Annotated in this window: 12 protein-coding genes; 2 read left to right on the plus strand and 10 right to left on the minus strand. The window is 65.4% G+C overall.

The window, feature by feature from the left end:
- Window positions 1–10: 10 nt before the first annotated feature.
- Window positions 11–676 (plus strand): TetR/AcrR family transcriptional regulator, encoded by a 666-nt coding sequence (locus ACXZ1M_RS17760; RefSeq protein WP_459054039.1) that lies wholly within the window; start codon window positions 11–13, stop codon window positions 674–676.
- Here ACXZ1M_RS17760 and ACXZ1M_RS17765 read toward each other — a convergent pair.
- From ACXZ1M_RS17765 to ACXZ1M_RS17775, 3 genes are read right to left on the minus strand one after another with little or no spacing between them, the layout of a single operon-like run.
- Window positions 645–1,751, minus strand: a complete 1,107-nt coding sequence (locus ACXZ1M_RS17765) for a lactonase family protein (protein ID WP_459048968.1) — start codon at window positions 1,749–1,751, stop codon at window positions 645–647. The genes ACXZ1M_RS17760 and ACXZ1M_RS17765 overlap by 32 nt on opposite strands.
- Window positions 1,748–2,956 (minus strand): MFS transporter, encoded by a 1,209-nt coding sequence (locus tag ACXZ1M_RS17770; protein WP_459048969.1) that lies wholly within the window; start codon window positions 2,954–2,956, stop codon window positions 1,748–1,750. Before ACXZ1M_RS17770 ends, ACXZ1M_RS17765 begins: the two co-directional genes overlap by 4 nt.
- Window positions 2,953–4,518: a methyl-accepting chemotaxis protein gene (locus tag ACXZ1M_RS17775; protein WP_459048970.1), complete on the minus strand. Its 1,566-nt coding sequence runs from the start codon at window positions 4,516–4,518 to the stop codon at window positions 2,953–2,955. The genes ACXZ1M_RS17770 and ACXZ1M_RS17775 overlap by 4 nt, the downstream gene beginning before the upstream one ends.
- Window positions 4,519–4,712: 194 nt before the next feature.
- On the opposite strand from ACXZ1M_RS17775, the gene ACXZ1M_RS17780 reads away from it, so the two are divergent.
- Window positions 4,713–6,587, plus strand: coding sequence for a TolB family protein (locus ACXZ1M_RS17780; RefSeq protein ID WP_459048971.1), 1,875 nt, complete (start codon window positions 4,713–4,715; stop codon window positions 6,585–6,587).
- Here the strand turns inward: ACXZ1M_RS17780 and ACXZ1M_RS17785 are convergent.
- The 7 genes from ACXZ1M_RS17785 to ACXZ1M_RS17815 form a co-directional block, all read right to left on the minus strand.
- The gene (locus ACXZ1M_RS17785; protein WP_459048972.1) at window positions 6,584–7,447 is read right to left on the minus strand and encodes a helix-turn-helix domain-containing protein; all 864 of its coding nucleotides are present in this window, start codon (window positions 7,445–7,447) and stop codon (window positions 6,584–6,586) included. The genes ACXZ1M_RS17780 and ACXZ1M_RS17785 overlap by 4 nt on opposite strands.
- 2 nt (window positions 7,448–7,449) lie before the next feature.
- The gene (locus ACXZ1M_RS17790; RefSeq protein WP_459048973.1) at window positions 7,450–9,849 is read right to left on the minus strand and encodes an efflux RND transporter permease subunit; all 2,400 of its coding nucleotides are present in this window, start codon (window positions 9,847–9,849) and stop codon (window positions 7,450–7,452) included.
- The gene (locus tag ACXZ1M_RS17795; RefSeq protein WP_459048974.1) at window positions 9,846–11,087 is read right to left on the minus strand and encodes a WD40/YVTN/BNR-like repeat-containing protein; all 1,242 of its coding nucleotides are present in this window, start codon (window positions 11,085–11,087) and stop codon (window positions 9,846–9,848) included. Before ACXZ1M_RS17795 ends, ACXZ1M_RS17790 begins: the two co-directional genes overlap by 4 nt.
- Before the next feature lies 1 nt (window position 11,088).
- Entirely contained in the window at window positions 11,089–12,429 is a 1,341-nt protein-coding gene (locus ACXZ1M_RS17800) for a DUF1329 domain-containing protein (protein ID WP_459048975.1), read from the minus strand.
- A 16-nt stretch (window positions 12,430–12,445) separates the two neighbouring features.
- Complete coding sequence (locus tag ACXZ1M_RS17805; RefSeq protein WP_459048976.1) at window positions 12,446–14,011, minus strand: DUF1302 domain-containing protein; 1,566 nt, start codon at window positions 14,009–14,011, stop codon at window positions 12,446–12,448.
- Between the two features lie 109 nt (window positions 14,012–14,120).
- Window positions 14,121–14,999, minus strand: a complete 879-nt coding sequence (locus ACXZ1M_RS17810) for a substrate-binding domain-containing protein (RefSeq protein WP_459048977.1) — start codon at window positions 14,997–14,999, stop codon at window positions 14,121–14,123.
- 16 nt (window positions 15,000–15,015) lie between these two features.
- The gene (locus tag ACXZ1M_RS17815; RefSeq protein WP_459048978.1) at window positions 15,016–16,563 is read right to left on the minus strand and encodes an acetolactate synthase large subunit; all 1,548 of its coding nucleotides are present in this window, start codon (window positions 16,561–16,563) and stop codon (window positions 15,016–15,018) included.
- Window position 16,564: the final 1 nt, after the last annotated feature.

The raw sequence follows: 16,564 nt of genomic DNA on the forward strand, positions 1-16,564 counted from the left end.
AGCGGCCATGATGAAAAACACACCGCGCCGTGAAGAGGGCCTGTCCCGCGAGCGCATTATTGAAGAGTCGATTGCGTTGTTGGACTGCAGCGGCGAGAGTGGTTTGACGTTCCGCGCCCTGGCCGAGCGTCTGGCGACGGGCGCTGGCGCTATCTACTGGCACGTCGCCAACAAGAGCGATTTGATGACCGCCGCATGTGATGCGATCGTCGCTCGCACGTTGGGCATGCCTGCGGCGCAGGCGGCACTGCCGCAGGACGCCATCCGGGCACTGGCGCTCGGCATGTTCGACGCCATCGATGAACATCCATGGGTAGGTTCGGCGCTCACGCGCGGGCCGTGGCAGCAGCCGATGATGCGCCTGTTGGAAGCGTTGGGCAGGCAGGTCTGCGCGATGGGCGTGCCGCAGGCAGCGCAGTTTGCGACAGCGTCCGCGCTGCTGAGCTACATTCTTGGCGTGAGCGGGCAGAACGCGGCCAATGCGCAACTGGGCCGCGCGCTTGGTGGCGACCGCAGCGCGATCCTGGCGGAAGTTGCCAGCGCCTGGTCGCAGCTTGATGAGGCCGAGTATCCGTTCACGCGCAGCATGGCGGTGGTCTTGCGCGAGCATGACGACCGCGCCGATTTCCTGGCGGGGATAGACCTTATTCTTCGCGGGATACAAACGTCAGGCTGACCGCCGCCGGCGCCGCAGCCGACTCGCCGGTGTTCGCCAGCAGGCCGCTGGCGCGATCGACGCTGAACACGTTGACGCTGTTGCTGCGCTGGTGCGCCACCAGCAGCCATTTGCCGGAAGCGTGGATCGCCATGCTCCACGGCACCTCACCGCCCGAGGCGATGCGCTGCACGAAGGTCAGCTCGCCGCTGGCGGCGTTGACGCGATAGACCACCAGGCTGCGCTCGCCGCGATCCTCCACGTAGATGAAACGGCCGTCAGGGCTGAGGACGATCTCCGCGCCGCTGCGCGCGCCAGTAAATTCCGCGCTGCTGGTCTGCAGCGTTTGTACCGGCGTCAGGCGACCTTGCTGCGCGTTCCAGCGCAGCGTGGTCACCTCGGCCGTCAACTCGTTGAGCAGCCAGACAAAGCGGCCATCGGCGCTAAAGACCAGATGGCGCGGCCCGCTGCCCGGTGGCGCAATGTATGAGCGGCCAGCCTCGTCTGGAGAAAGCGTGTGCGCGGCGCGGTCCAGCGGGTAAACGAATACGCGGTCGGCGCCAAGATCCGGCACCAGCGCATAGCGGCCCGATGGATCGACCGCCGCGCTGTGTGCATGCGGACTGGTTTGCCGACGATGTGGCCCTGAGCCAGTGGCCTTGATGGTGGACACCAGCGCACCCAGGCCGCCATCCGCGCGCAGCGCGATACTCGACGCCGAGCCGCCGCCAAAGTTAGCTACCAACAGCGTATTCGATGGCGCATCCAACCACAGATAGGTTGCGCCCGCGCCGCCGCTGGGCGCGTCGTTCAATTTGCTCAGCGCGCCAGTCGCGCGGTTGATGGCAAACGCGGTGATCGCTCCTTCCTTGCCAGGCTGATCATCCACCGCATACAGCACCGGCAAGCGTGGATGTGCGACGGTCCACGTCGGCCGCAGTCCTTCCGCCGCAGGGCCGATAACGGCCAGCTTGCCGCTGTCCGCATCAAAACTCAGCGCATGGAGCTGGTTGCCCTGCGAGCCCACATACACCCAATCCGCCCGCGCCACTCCTGCGGTCAAGATCATGAGAACAGCCACCAGTAAATGCTTCATTGTTTCGCTCCAGGGTGAACAGGGATTGTAGAACCGATCAGCCGGTCACGGTGCAGCAGATCGGGAAACAGCCGCGCCCACCATGCGGCTATCAGCACCGTCGCCACGCCGCCGGCCAGCAGCGCGCCGGCCGGTCCCAGCCACTCCGCCGCTGCACCGGCGCGGAACTGGCCCAGCTGGTTGCTGGCGGCGATGCTGGTGGCGTGCACCGCGCCCACCCGTCCGCGCAAGGAGTCCTCGGTATCGATCTGCACCACCGAATGGCGCAACACCGTGCTGACGATGTCGGCCGCGCCCATCAACGCCAACACCAGCAAGGCCGTCAGCAAGGTGGTGCAGAAGGCAAAGCCGATGGTTATCAGCCCATAGGCGAATACCGCGCCGAACATGCGCCTGCCGATGTGGTGCTGCAGCGGCCAGCGCGTCATCAGCGCCGTCATGACCAGGCCGCCGACCGCCGGCGCCGCCCGCAGCAGGCCCAAGCCCCATGGCCCGGTATGCAGGATATCCTTGGCCACCATCGGCAGCAACGGCATGCCGCCGCCGAGCAAGGTGGCGAACATGTCGAGCGACATGGCACCTAGTAGCACCGGGCTGTTGCGGATGAAGCCGATGCCGGCAAACATCGCCCCCCAAGTGACGGCTTCGCGCGCGCGGACCACGGCCGGCGCGGTAATCATCAGCGCCAGCACGGCGCCGGCGAGGAAGGCCGCAGCGCACACGCCGTACACCAGCACCGGCCCGCCCGTGTACAGGAAACCGCCGAGCGCCGGGCCGCTCACCATCGCCAGCTTGTTGATCGTGGCGTTCACCGCCAGCGCATGCGGCAAGCCCGCAGCCGGCACCAGTGCCGGTATCAAGGCTTGCTGCGCCGGCAGTTGCAGCGAGCGCGCCACGCCGATCAGCACGCACACGGCGAGAATCGCCTGTGGCCCGGCCCAGCCAGCGTGACTGCCCCAGGCCAGCACCGCCGAGGCGGCGAACTGCAGGGCCAGGCTGATGGCAAACACCACGCGGCGGTCGACCGAATCGACCAGCAGCCCGGCCGGCACCGTCAGCAGCAGCGCCGGTATGAATTGCACCAGCCCCACCAGTCCCAGGTACCAGGCGCTGCCGGTCAGGTCGTAGATTTGCCAGCCCAGCGCCACGGCGATGATGTTATTGCCCATCACGCCCAGAAAGCGTGCGGCCAGGTAGCGTCTCACAGAATCTCCGCCCCTTGCTTGAACACTGTCACCGCCATCACCAGCCGCGCGGCCTGGCCTTTCAGGCTGGCGGCGGCTTCCGCGCTTTCATCGACCAGCACCGCGTTCTGCTGGGTCACGCGGTCCATCTGCGCCACCGCCTGACCGATCTGGCCGACGCTGCTGCTTTGCTCGGCGCTGGCCGAACTGATGTCGGCCACAATGGCCGTTACGCGGCCGATGGCGGCGACGATCTCGTCCATGGTGGCGCCGGCCGCGCTCACCAGCGCGCTGCCTTGTTCGGACTGCGCCACGCTGGCGCCGATCAGGCTCTTGATCTCGTGCGCCGCCGTGGCGCTGCGCTGGGCCAGGTTGCGCACTTCGGACGCGACCACGGCAAAGCCGCGTCCCTGTTCGCCGGCGCGCGCTGCTTCCACCGCCGCGTTCAGCGCCAGGATGTTGGTCTGGAAGGCGATGCCATCGATGACGCCGATGATCTCGGCGATGCGCGCCGCGCTATCCTGTATGCCCTTCATGGTCTCGACGACTTGCGCAACCACCGCGCCGCCGCGCGCCGCCACGGCCGAGGCGCCCAGCGCAAGCTGCTTGGCCTGCACCGCGCTGTCGGCATTGGTGCGCACCGTCGCGCCCAGTTGCTCCATGGTGGCGGCGGTTTGCTGCAGGGCGCTTGCTTGTTCCTCGGTGCGCAGGCTCAGCGCCTGGCTGCCGTTGGCGATATCGGCGCTGGCGGTCGCCACGCTTACCGAATTGCTGCGCACGTTCGACACCACTTTCGTCAACGCACCCTGCATGTCGTTGAGCGCGGCCAGCAACGGCGAAAACTCATCGTGCGCGGTGTCGTGCACGACAACGGACAGATCACCGTCGCGCACGCGTTCGGCCACGGCGCACGAGATCGCCACGCGGCGCCTGAGCGCGGTAGTGACATACCACGACAGCAAGCCCAGCCCGGCGATCGATACGCCAGCCAGCACCACCAGCACGGTCAAGGTGCGCTGCGCCTCGGCCACCACCTCGCTCAGCTCGTCGCGCAGCGCGCCTTCCTGCGACTTGACGGCGCCGCGCAGGGCCGCCAGCAGCTCGGTGCGGGCCGGTACGGTCTTGTCGATCAGGAAGGCCAGCGCATCCTCCTTCTGGCCGGCCAGGATCAACCGGGTATCTTCGGCGGCAACGGCCCAGAAGGTATCGAGCAAGGCCGGCACCTTGGCGAAGCGCGCGCGTTCCTCGTCGTTGAGCAGGCTTTGCTGGTAGGCTTGCATGGTGGCACTGATCTGCTGGCGCTTGTCGCCGATGCCGTCGAGCTGGCGCTTGAGCTCTTTCTCGTTGCGCGCCAGGATGGACTGGCGCAGCAACAGCAGCACACGCGTCACCTCCAGCTCGGTGGTCGACACGCGCTGCAACTGCGGCACCCGCAAGCTTTCGGTCTGCTGCGCCAACTGGGTGACGTGGGTCAGGTTGAAATACGCGAACACGGCAACGCCGGCAAACGCCAGCGACAGCCCGCCGCAGACCAGGTGCAGGCGTCGTGCAATGCCGATGCCTTTATAGGATGGATGTCTCATGCGCCGAGAATAGTGGATGGCCGGGCGGTCGTCTCTGTACAAAAATGACATTCACCGGCACTTTTATCGCCTGCGGCAAGCAAAAAGTACCAGCGAAGTTCACTTTTGTTTAAGGACAGGGGGGATTGCGCCCACCATACTGTCTGGCATGGTCGGCAAATGTGACCGACCACATAACAATATCAGGAGCACACATGGATCGCAGAAAAGTCCTTCGCTTGTTCGGTACGGCGGCCGTGGCGGCGCAGTTGCCGCTGGCCGCCATTGCCCGGGCGGCGGAAGTGAAGAAGAAAGGCGTGATGCTGATGAACCGCATCGCCCCTTCGGTATCGGAACTCTATATCGCCAACCTGGACGGCAGCTCGGAACGCAAGCTGCTGGGCGAGGCCGGCGCCTTCGATTACAACGCCACGCTGAACAAGGGCTGGATCACGTTCACCTCCGAGCGCCGCGCCGATGGCCAATCCGACATCTACCGCGCCCGTGCCGACGGCAGCGGCATCGAGGCGCTGGTCAACAGCGATTCTATGGAGGACGCCGCCGTGCTGTCGCCGGACGGCAAAACCCTGGCCTACGTCTCCACCGCCAACGGCTACCGCGCCAACATCTGGGTGCGCGACATGGCCACCGGCAAGAGCAAGCAGATCACCGGCCTCGGCAAGCTCAAAGGCAAGGACGGCAAGCCGGATTGCTACTTCCGCCCGACCTGGTCGCCGGACGGCAAATGGATCGCCTTCTCCAGCGACCGCGATACCGAATGGACCGGCCACGACCACGGCCAAGGCTGGGAGCACACGCAGGAACTGAGCATCTACATCATCCGTCCGGACGGCACGGGCTTCCGCAAGGTCGTCTCCAAGCAGGGCTACTGCCTCGGCTCGCCGCAATGGTCGCCCGACGGCAAGCGCATCGTGTTCTATGAAATGACGGTGGAAGCGACCTGGGGGGCGCGCCGTCCCAACTACATCGGCAAGGCCTATTCGCAGATCGTCTCGGTGGACGTGGCGACCGGCAAGGACCGCACCGAGCACACCACCGGCACCGACCTCAAGTTGCAACCGCAGTACCTCGGCGCGACGGAAATCGGCTACCTGATCAAGTATGGCCCGAATGAAGGCCTGGCCTACACCTCGGGCCGCGCGCCGGTCAAGCAAGCCTTCATCCGCTCGCCGAGCTGGACGGCGGACGGCAAGTCGGTCATCTACGAAAAAGTATCGTTCAAGCCGGTGCGTCCGGTGCTCAAGCCGCTGTTCAGCTGGGACCCGGAATATGACTACCTCCACACCGACGTCTACCCGCTGATGTCGCGCGACGGCTGGATCGTCTACACCGCCAAGCAGACCGGCAACAGCTCGATCTGGGTCATGCGTCCGGATGGCTCGGAAAAGCGCAAGGTATTCGAATCGAGCGGTCGCGGCCTGGATGAAACCAAGGTGCGCATGGGCCTGGCCGGCGCCTTCCAGCCAGGCTGGTCGCCGGATGGCGAATGGATCGCCTTCGGCCTTGGCTACTGGTTCGCCGAGCGCAACACCATGACCGCCGCACTGTGGCGCGTGCGTCGCGATGGCAGCGGCGCCGAGCAGTTGACGGACGGCACGCTGCACTCGGGCTTCCCGAGCTACTCGGCGGATGGCAAGGAACTGGTGTACCGCGTGTGGAGCGAGAAGGAAAAGGGCCTGCGCATCCTCAACCTGGAAACGCGTCAGATCCGCGTGCTGACCGAAGGCATCGACAATCTGCCGGGCTGGTCGCCGGATGGCAAGCGCATCGTGTTCACCCGCCGGCGTGAGGATGGCAACTACGACGTCTACACCATCCGTCCGGACGGAAGCGACTTGTTCCGCGCCACCGATCATGAGTCGAGCGATGGCCATGCGGTATGGTCGGCCGATGGCCGCATCATGTGGAGCGGCTCGCAGCACGGCTTCCGCGACGAAGCGGCGCTGTACGAGCAAACCTTCCAGCAATACGGCCAGATCTACGTGATGAACGCCGACGGCAGCAACAAGCGCCTGCTCACCGACAGCAAATGGGAAGACTCGATGCCGCTGTACCTGCCGTCAAATTAATTCTTTGCGGTAGTCCGAAACTGGCTGGGCGTTTGCCCGACTTCGCGGCGGAAGAAGCGGGTGAAATACGCCGCGTCGTCGAAGCCCAGCCGGAAGGCGATCTGCTCCACCGGCAGGTCGCTGAAGATCAGGCTGCGCTTGGCCTCGGTCACGATGCGCGAGTGAATCAGCTTGGTCGGGCTCTGGCCCAGCGCGGAGGAACACACCGAGCGCAACTGCGATACCGATACCGCCATCATCGACGCATATTCCTGCAGCCGTAAATTCTTCCCATAGTGTTGATTGACCAGATCGCGGAAACGCTCCGCTTGGCGCACAGAGACCGGATTTGCGCCCTCATGTTCCAGCTGCCCGTTGGGCACGGCGCGGATCAGCGTAATCAGCAGCAAGGTCAGCAACGCCTCCAGCGCCGCCGAACGGGCCACCGCGCCGGCCAGCATTTCCTGCTCCAACCGGCGTATCAGCTGATACGACTCGCGTTCCACTTCCGGTGTGTACGACAGGGGAATGATGCGTGAGCCCGACCACAGCTGCGTGAACTCCGGCAGCTTGCGATTGATCTGCGCCAGGTAACTGACTTCAATGGTGACCACCCAGCGGTCCAGGTCGACCTCGTAGTCGAGGCCATGCACGCAGTCGGTCGGCAGCAGCAGGGCGCAGGGACCGGCGAACGGCACCTGGGTGCCTTCCAGTTCGATCACGCCGCGCCCTTCGCGCACGAAAATCAGCTGCCCATATTCCGGATGCGTGTGCGGCTCGATGCGCCAGCGGCCGCGATTGGCGACGTGGCCGACGTGGACGAACCAGCTTTCGTCCAGCTGGTGTTCCACGTACAGGCGCAGCCGTGGTACGAGCGTCATGATCAGGAGGCGCGTTTCAGCTCGGCTTCCGGCAGCTTCTGCGCCGCCGGCACTTGCGCCGACGGCTTGAGCAGGAAGTGCGCCAGCGCCGGCAGCAATACCAGCGCGCCGATCATATTCACGATGAACATGAACGCCAGCAACACACCCATATCTGCTTGGAACTTGATCGGCGACAGCGCCCACGTCGCCACGCCGAGCGCCAGCGTCACGCCGGTCAGCATCACCACGCGGCCGGTGAAAAGCAGCGCGCGGTGATAAGCCTGCGCCAGCGACAAGCCCATGCGCATCTGCTGCAGCATGATACTGAGCACATACAGCGCGTAGTCGATGCCGATGCCCACGCCCAGCGCCACCACCGGCAGCGTCGCCACTTTCAGGCCGATGTTCAGCCACACCATCAGGGCTTCCGCCAGCACCGAGGTCAGCATCAGCGGGAGGATGGCGCAGGCCACCGCGCGCCAGGAGCGGAAAGTCACGTAGGCCAGGATCAGCACGGCCGCATACACCAGCAACAGCATTTCGTGATTGGCTTTCTCGACCACGGCGTTGGTGGCCGCTTCGAAACCGGCATTGCCGGCGGCCAGCAGGAACTGTGCGTCGTCGCTATTGTTCTCGCTGGCGAAGGCTTCTACTTCGGCGGCCACGCGGCGCAGGGTGGCGGCCTTGTGGTCGGTCAGATAGACCTGCAACTGCAGCAGCGAAAAGTCCGAGTTGACCAGGCTGCGCGGGGCACGCGAGCTGGCGGTGTTGAGCGCGGCCTGGTTCGGTTGTAGTTCGTACCAGCGCGGATTGCCTTCGTTCATGCCAACCGCCGTTTGCCGCGCCAGCGAAGCGACCGATTGCGTGGTTTCCACGCCTTCCACCTGCCGCAGCCGCCATTCCAGGTCGTCCACGCGTTCCAGCACCGGCAGCTTCATGGCGCCTTGCACCGGCGTGCGCACCATCACCACCAGCACGTCGCTGCTGGTGCTGTAGTGCTGGGTGAGATAGCTGTTGTCGAGGTTGTAGCGCGATTGCGGCCGCAATTCCGGTGCGCCGGCATCCAGGTCGCCCACCTGCAACGAGCGGCTGGCGTGCAGGCCGTATGCGCCCAGCAGGACGGCGATCACGATGGTGCCGAGCGCCCAGCGCGGTTCGGTGAATTTGCACAGCCAGGTCCACAGTGTGCGGCGTTCGTCGGCTTCGTTGTCAGCGAGCGCGGCGCGCTTGGCCGCCTTGACGCTGACGCCGGTGTAGCTGAGCAGCACCGGCAGCAGGATCAGGTTGGTGATGACCAGGATCGCCACGCCAAGGCTGGCGGTGATGGCAAGGCGGCGGATGGACTGGATGTCCAGCATCATCAGCACGGCGAAGCCGACGGCGTCGCAGGCGAGCGCAGTGAAGCCGGCCATGAACAGGCGGCGGAAGGTGAAGCGCGCGGCCACCAGGCGATGCATGCCGCGTCCGATGTCCTGCATGATGCCGTTCATCTTCTGCGCGCCGTGGCTCATACCGATGGCGAACACCAGGAACGGCACCAGCACAGCATACGGGTCGAGCGCGTAGCCGAGCAGGGGCAGCAGGCCAAGTTGCCAGACCACGGCCACCAGCGAGCACGTCACCACCAGCAGCGTGCTGCGCAGGCAGCGGGTGTACCAGTAGACGATGGCGGTGACGATGGCGGCGGCCAGCGCGAAGAAGGCCAGCACTTGCACCAGGCCTTCGAGCAGGTCGCCGGCCACTTTGGCGAAGCCGGTGATGCGGATGTCGATGCTGTCGGAGTGGTATTTGGCGCGCAGTTTTTCCAGCGCCTGCGAGAGGGCGGCGTAGTCGAGTTCCTTACCGTTTTCGTCGCGTTCCGCCAGCGGCACGATCAGGGCGCTGGACTGGAAGTCGCGCGCCACCAGTTGGCCGACTTCGCCGGAGCGTTCGATGTTGAGGCGCACGCGGGCCAGCGAGGCCGGCGTGCCGTCGTAGTCGTCGGGGATGACGGTGCCGCCTTCGAAGCCGCGCTCGGTGACGGCGGTCCAGCGGGTCGATGGCGTCCACAGCGATTTGAGCTGGCCGCGCACCACGCCGGGCAGCAGGAATACGTCGTCGTTGAAGTGACGCAGGGTATCGAGGTATTCCTTGTCGAGGATGCTGCCGTTGCCCTTGTGCTCGACCACGATGCGCAGGCTGTTGGCTTGCGATACCAGCTTCTTGCGCTCCGCAAGATAGTTTTGCAGGTAGGGGTGGTTCATCGGCAGCATGCCGTCGAAGCTGGCGTTGGGCACGATGCGGCTGGCCTGCCAGCCGAGCAGCACCGTCACCAGCAGGCAGAACGCCAGCAGTGCGCGGCGGTAGCCGAACACGAAGCGTTCCAGCCGGTTGCCGGAGTTGGGATCGAAGGGGGCTTGGTTTTGATGCGAGGAGATCATGGCTTGGCTGCTTTGGGATTGTTGGCTGGCGGTGCGCTTCCCGCTTCGGCGTTCAGGCTGGCGGCGGGCAGGCGCAGCAGGCCGCGCGTGCCGGTGACGATGAGCGTGCCGTCCGGGGCGACGGTGGCGCCGGTGAACGGGAAGCGGTTCTTCAGCGGCAGCGCGGTAAAGCTTTGCCCGTCGTCGCGGCTGGCGACGATCTGGCCGGCGGAGCCGAGCAGCAGCACCGTGTTGTCCGGCAGTTGCAGCCCGGTGATGAGCGAGGCGTCGACCGGTGTTTGCACTTCGGTCCAGGGCGCGCTGGCTTGGGCGCTGCGGTAGACCTTGCCGCGCAGGCCGTACAGCATCAGCGCGCCTTGCCGCGTGGTGAGGCCGCCAAAAAGACTGCCGCTGGCGGGCGAGGCTTGCGCGGTGAAGGTGGCGGCGAGGGCCGGAGCGGCTGGCGCGGACGGCACTGCCGACGCCGACGAGGCGCCGGTTGCGGTCGCGCCAGCGCGCAACAGCACGCCTTGTTCGCCGAACAGGTATTGCTCCTGCTGGCGTTCGGCGATGCCGTAGTAGGTGGCACCGTTTGGATTCGGCAGATTCTTCATCTGGGCTTGCCAGGTCTTGCCGCCGTCGGTGGTGGTGTAGGCCAGGCCGTAGGCGCCGACCACCAGCACCGAACCGTTGGCTTGCAGGCGCAGGTCGAGGAAGGGCTTGTCCGCGCCTTCGTCCACCAGGCGGTGGGCATCTTCCAGCAGCAGATTGAGCGGGTGATCGGCGTCGTTTGGATCGGGCTTGGCGGCGTCCCATGCGGCTTGGGCCGCTTGCTCGGCGAGGGCGGCGGCTTGCTTGCCGTCGAACACACGTTGCCAGCTGGCGCCGCCATCGGTGCTGCGCAGGACTGCGCCCATGTTGCCGACCGCCCAGCCGTCGTGTTCATTGGCGAAGCGCAGGGCGGTCAGCGTGATGCTGACGGGAACCTGCGCTTGAGTCCAGTGTTGGCCGGAGTCGTCGGAGTAGATGATGAGGCCGCGCTCGCCGGCGGCGACCAGGCGTTTGCCTGCGCGGACCACGGCCATCAGATTGGCCTGCTCCGGCCGCGCCGCCTTCAGCGCGGGACGCAGCAGGGCGGCCGGGAGCGCGGACGCAGCCGGCGCTGGCGCGGCAGCGTAGACCGCGCCGCAACAGCCGGCGGTGCAAGCCGCCAGCCCGGCGGCTGCTAGCAGCCGCTGTTGGATGCTGAACGGCTTCATATCAACGCACGCCGCCGCTGGCCAGCGCGCTGGAGGTGAACTTGGTCAGCTGCTTGGCGTCGTAGTCCTGATACGACACGCCGCCGGTTTCGTTGATCGCCGCCGCATACACCCAGCCGCCCGACAGCAGGTCGTACCAGGTGTAGCTCAGGGTGCTCGCCGAAGGCTCATCGCCCGCCAGCAAGGTGAAGGCCTGGCCGGTCTTCCACAGCTTGCCCTGCGCATCCCAGGTATCGGCCAGCACGGCCTGCCAGGTATCTTCATCCAGATACAGACGACGCTTGGCGGCCACGTTGCGCTTGTCCTTGGCCAGCGACGCTTCCAGCACCCACACGCGATGCAGCTCCCAGCGCACGGCGTCCGCATTCAGCGTGCCCTTGCCGATCACCGCATTCACCGGCTTGCGGAACAAACCGTTGTTGTTGTACGGGATGTAGATCTCCTTCTTGCCGATCAGCTTCACCTCGTAACGATCCTGCGCACCGATGAACAGGTTTACATCGTCGAAGTTGGCCAGGCCCGCAGCCGAGGCATCCGGCGTGTCGTACACCAGCGACGGCGACTTGCGCACGCGACGCTGGCCCGGCACATACTGCCAGCCATCCTTAGGCTTGCTGAAGTTGTCGACATAGTCGATGGTCATCAGCGCCTGTCCGGCGTTGGCCGGTGGCTCGGTCACGTCCAGACGCGCACGCGCCCATTCGCCGCTGAAGCCTTCCGGCTTGCCTTTCGGATCGTAGTAGGGATAGGCCAGGTTGGTGCGCTGGCGGTTGGTCAGCACGCGGTCGCCGTTGGCGGTCATCACGTATTTGTCGGCGGTGAAGGTGGTCAGCTGGCCGCGATAGCTCAGCATGTGGTTCCACAGCGCTTCATGACCGTTCTTCGGCACCGGGAAAGGAATGCCGCCGTAAGCGCCTTCCACCGTCAGGCCGCCGTTGGTCAGCTTGGCGCGCGTAGCGTTGGCGGCCACGGCATCGTAGATCGCCTGCGAGAACACCGCGCTGCGGTGCGATGGATAAACATCGATGCGCATGCCCGGCGCCTTCGCCAGCAAGGCCTTGGTGCCGTCGCTCAGCTTGTCGGCGTGTTGCGCCACGTTGGCGGCGGTGATCGACAGCAGCGGCTTTTCAGCGGCGTACGGGTCTGGACGCTTGTTGTCGGCGCCGGGCTTGGTGTCGACCGCCTTGCCGTCCCACGCGGGGATGGTGCCGTCCTTGTTGGCCGCGCGTTCCGCGCCCATCGGCGTCAGTGCGCCGGATTTCAGGTTGGGCGCCTGCGCCGAAGCGGTGGCGACGATGGAGGCCAGGCCGAGCGCCAGCCAGGTGTTGGTATGTTTTTTCATCTGTATGTCTCCTAGATCAGAAGCTGGTTTGCAGGCTGAAACGCACGTAGTCGCGATCCAGCAGCGGCTGGCTGGTGGCCTTGCCGCGATAGTTGATGAAGGTCAGGTTGGCGATGTAGCGGGTCAGGTAGGTGCCGGTGACGCCGGCCGCGATCTCGCCGCCCTTGTCCGGGCTGCCGGAGAAGGGGAAGGCGGTGTCGATGATCGAGCGGCCCTTGAACGACCAGCCGATATTTAGCGGCACGCTCAGGTCGAGGCCGGACGTTACCTGGTACCAGGTCGGCGTGACCACGATGCGGCCGCCGTAGCTGGTCTTGTTGTAAGCCGTATCAACCTTGGCGGCGTTCTCCTTCACGCTGTTCAAATGGTTGGCCGACAGTTCGCCGACCACGGCCAACCCATCCCATGCGCCGGTGGCGCCGCTGATCAGGGTGGTCGACAGGTTCAGGTGCGAGGTGCGGCCGGTTGGATATGGCGTGTTGTCGTTCAGCCAGGCGGCGGTCTGGCCGACCGGCAGCACCACCGTGCCCTGCTTGGCGATCAACGGCTGGCCGTCGCGCACCGACGCTTCCAGGCCGACGTTGGCGCTGCCCACCAGGCGTGAGATGCTGGCGCCGAAGGCTTTCACGCCGTTCGGCACGGCCATGTAGTAGCGCCGCGTGGCGGCCTGCGTGACCACTTGCGTCGAGGTGTCGTTGTAGCGGCTGGCGTAGAAGCCAAGGTCGGCGTCCAGCGTTTCGCTGCGGGTGTTGACGGCGAAGCCGAAGTTGTTCGGCAGGTCGCCTTTCACCAGGCCGGCGTTCTGCAGCTTCAGCGGGCCGGCCCAGATCGACTCGGCACCGTCGCCCAGCATGTCGGTGGCGCTCAGGTAGCTGCCGGCCGGATGCAGGCGGGTCGGGCGGTATTTGAACTGCACATAGGCTTCCACGCTGGTGTCATTGGTCAGCTGCAGTGTGCTGGACAACTGCGGCACGGGAATCGTGGTTTCCTTGGCCTGGGTGCCGGGGATCGACAGCTTGTACAGGTCGATCGGCGCCATGCCCTTGGCGATGCCGTTCATGCCGAAGAACAGCGTGGTGCCCCAGATCAGCGAGTGCTGGCCCAGGCGGTAGGACAGGGTGGCGTCGCCGATCTGGTTGCGGCCGAATACGAACCAGTCCAGCATCTCGGCGTTGCGGCCGGCGATGCGCGCGGTCTCCGGCGAGAACCAGTTGGACGGCCGGCTGATGTTGTTGGTGGTGGCGGCCGAGCCGTTGGAGGTGGTCTGGTTGTACACCGAGTCGTACCAGGCGGCGCCGCTCAGGCGCAGGCCGAAGCCGTCCTTCTGGATGTCGAACTCTGTCAGCAGGTCATAGCGGCTGGAGATCAGGCCGGTGCTGAAGTTGCGGTCGCCGTCGTCGTTGTTGACCTTGGCCGCGCCGGTGGTCAACGCCGGCAGCGCCGATTCCACGCGCGCGCCGGCGCTGTATTTCAGCGTATTGTCCCAGCGGATTTGCCAGTCGCCGCCGGGATTGAGATCCGCCGCGCAGGCCGTACCGCCGGCCATCAGGGCGATGGCCGATGCGATTGCTAGTTTTTTCATTTTGTCTCCGTTGTTGTAATTTTGAACTCGTCATTCCCGCGTAGGCGGGAATCCATGCTGAGCGTCCATGCAGGCGTTCTATGGATTCCCGCTTTTGCGGGAATGACGTTTATCCGAGACTGCCGGTGATGTCGTCGAACAGTTCATCGACAGACAAACGTCGCGGGATAATCTTTTGGTCGATCGCCCAGTCGATCGCCAGCTGGATGCCCTTGCGGTTGGCTTCCAGGCCTATCGGCGGGTAGATGGCCGGCACGCCGCCCTCGGCCTGCTGGCGGCCGGCGATCAGCATGCGATAGATTTCGCGCACCACGTCCGGGTTGTTCTTCGATACGTCCGCGTGCACCACGAAGAAGTGATTGACCGGTACCACGTTTTCGCGCTCGAACCATTTCAATGCGGCGTTGTGCGCGTCCGGCACCAGGGTGCGCACGCGGTCGTCCTTCGGCATGTCCTCGCCCAGCAGGGCGGCGGCCAGTTCGCCTTTCATCATCATGTCGGGAATCGAGGAGCCGGCCGGCAGGCGCACGCAGTTCGATGGATCGCTGTACTCGGCCAGGTGGCCGTCGTTCAGCGTGCGCCAGATCACCTTGTCCAGGTCGACGCCGTATTCGTGGCGCAGGATGCCGCGTATCCACAGCGCGGTGGTTTGCGTATAGGTACGCACGCCGACTTCCTTGCCTTCGATGTCTTTCGGATCGAGGTGGCCGAAGTCGATATTGAAACCGGCGCAGTGGTGCTGGAAGCGGCCCGAGATCGGCGCCGGCAGCAGCACGTAAGGCTTGCCGTAGGCCTTGGCCTGCAGGAAGGTGACGATGGCCAGTTCGCCGGCGTCGAATTTATTCTCGCGCACCATGGCCTTGAAGCCGTTGTGCGCGGGCGTCGGGCCGCAGAAGTCCAGCTTGACGATGTCGGACGAAACGCGGCCATCCAGCAGAGCCTTGGTTACTTTGTATTCGGACAGATTGGTACGCAGTACGGTAGTCATAACGGTTCCTTGTTGATTAATACAGGCGGACCTCGATCAGCGTCGGGCCCTGCTCGCGTGCGGAATTCACCATGGCCTTGTGGAAGCCTTCGGCGCTGTCGACCGATACCGCCGGCACACCCATGCTTCTGGCCATCGCCAGCCAGTCGATGCGTGGCTTGTCGATGTCGATCATGGCCAGCGCCTGCGGGCCTGGTGCGCCGGCGCCCATGTTGGCGTATTCGGCTTTCAGGATGGCGTAGCTGTTGTTGGCGAAGATGATGGTGGTGACGTTCAGGCCTTCGCGCGCCTGGGTCCACAGCGACTGGATGGTGTACATGGCGCTGCCGTCGCCCACCATGCAGAACACGCGGCGGTCCGGGCAGGCCAGTGCGGCGCCGGTGGCGACCGGCGTGCCATAGCCGATCGAGCCGCCCATGTTGTTGATCAAATCGTGCGGCGCTGCGCCGACGGTGAGGCCCATGGTTTCGCGGCCGGTGGTCAGCGATTCGTCGACCAGGATGCAGTTCTCCGGCAGCGCGGCGGCCAGCGCGGCGGCGATGCTGGCCGGCGTCAGCGCGCCTTGCGGAATCACGGCTTCCGCGCGGGCTTGCAGCACCGCCTTGGAGCCGCCTGCTTCCAGCGCGAACAACAGCATTTCCAGCGCGGCGGCGCTGTCTTCATCGTTCTCGCTCAGCGTGTGGACCACCGTGCCGGGTGCTTTCAGCAGGCTCGGTTTGTCCGGATAGCTGAAGAAGGCGATCGGCTCCTTGGTTTCCAACGTGATGATGTGCTTGAAGCCCTTGAGGAATTCCAGCGCCTGCGGCACGGCGTAGGGAATGCGTTCCATGGTCACGCGGCCGGCGCCGCGTTCGATGCGCGAGGTGAAGAACTGCGTCGCCAGTCGGCAACCGGTGGCGGCCTTCAACTTGCCGGCCAGTTCCACGGCGCGGCCACGGGTGGCGCGGTTGGCCAGGATCACCAGTGTCGGCTCGCCCGAGCGCAGAACCTTGGCGATGGCTTCGACGCGCGACGGTTCCGGCAGTTTGATTTGCGGCGCGGCCAGTGGCGGGATGACCGGCTCGCCGGCTTCCTGCCACGAAGTGTCGCCCGGCAGCAGCAGGGTGGCGATCTGGCCCGGATGCTCGCTGGCCTTGGCGATGGCGGTGGAGACGTCCCACGCCACGGCGGCCGAGCTTTCCGAACGGCGCACCCAATGGCTCAGGGGACGCGCCAGGCCTTCGATGTCCGACATCAGAGGCGGGTCATACTTCAAATGCGACGCCGAATGCTCGCCCACGATGTTGACCATGCCCGACGAAGCGCGCTTGGCGTTGTGGATATTCGCCAGGCCGTTGGCCAGTCCCGGTCCCAGATGCAGCAGGGTGGAGGCGGGCGTGCCCTTCATGCGGTAGTAGCCGTCCGCCGCGCCGGTGCACACGCCCTCGAACAGGCACAGCACACTCTTCATGCGCGGATTCTCCAGCGCCTTCAGGAAGTGCATTTCCGAGGTGCCGGGATTGGCGAAGCAGATATCGACACCCTGGTCGGTCAGGGTCTTGACCAGGCTTTCGGCGCCGTTCATC

The sequence above is a fragment of the Duganella paludis genome, from assembly GCF_054461335.1.

What these genes read in the sequence shown, in the direction of transcription:
- ACXZ1M_RS17780 (WP_459048971.1), top strand. Translation starts at nt 4,713, where the DNA reads ATGGATCGCAGAAAAGTCCTTCGCTTGTTCGGTACGGCGGCCGTGGCG.
- ACXZ1M_RS17765 (WP_459048968.1), bottom strand. Translation starts at nt 1,751, where the DNA reads ATGAAGCATTTACTGGTGGCTGTTCTCATGATCTTGACCGCAGGAGTG.
- ACXZ1M_RS17805 (WP_459048976.1), bottom strand. Translation starts at nt 14,011, where the DNA reads ATGAAAAAACTAGCAATCGCATCGGCCATCGCCCTGATGGCCGGCGGT.
- ACXZ1M_RS17790 (WP_459048973.1), bottom strand. Translation starts at nt 9,849, where the DNA reads ATGATCTCCTCGCATCAAAACCAAGCCCCCTTCGATCCCAACTCCGGC.
- ACXZ1M_RS17810 (WP_459048977.1), bottom strand. Translation starts at nt 14,999, where the DNA reads ATGACTACCGTACTGCGTACCAATCTGTCCGAATACAAAGTAACCAAG.
- ACXZ1M_RS17775 (WP_459048970.1), bottom strand. Translation starts at nt 4,518, where the DNA reads ATGAGACATCCATCCTATAAAGGCATCGGCATTGCACGACGCCTGCAC.
- ACXZ1M_RS17795 (WP_459048974.1), bottom strand. Translation starts at nt 11,087, where the DNA reads ATGAAGCCGTTCAGCATCCAACAGCGGCTGCTAGCAGCCGCCGGGCTG.
- ACXZ1M_RS17760 (WP_459054039.1), top strand. Translation starts at nt 11, where the DNA reads ATGAAAAACACACCGCGCCGTGAAGAGGGCCTGTCCCGCGAGCGCATT.
- ACXZ1M_RS17785 (WP_459048972.1), bottom strand. Translation starts at nt 7,447, where the DNA reads ATGACGCTCGTACCACGGCTGCGCCTGTACGTGGAACACCAGCTGGAC.
- ACXZ1M_RS17815 (WP_459048978.1), bottom strand. Translation starts at nt 16,563, where the DNA reads ATGAACGGCGCCGAAAGCCTGGTCAAGACCCTGACCGACCAGGGTGTC.
- ACXZ1M_RS17800 (WP_459048975.1), bottom strand. Translation starts at nt 12,429, where the DNA reads ATGAAAAAACATACCAACACCTGGCTGGCGCTCGGCCTGGCCTCCATC.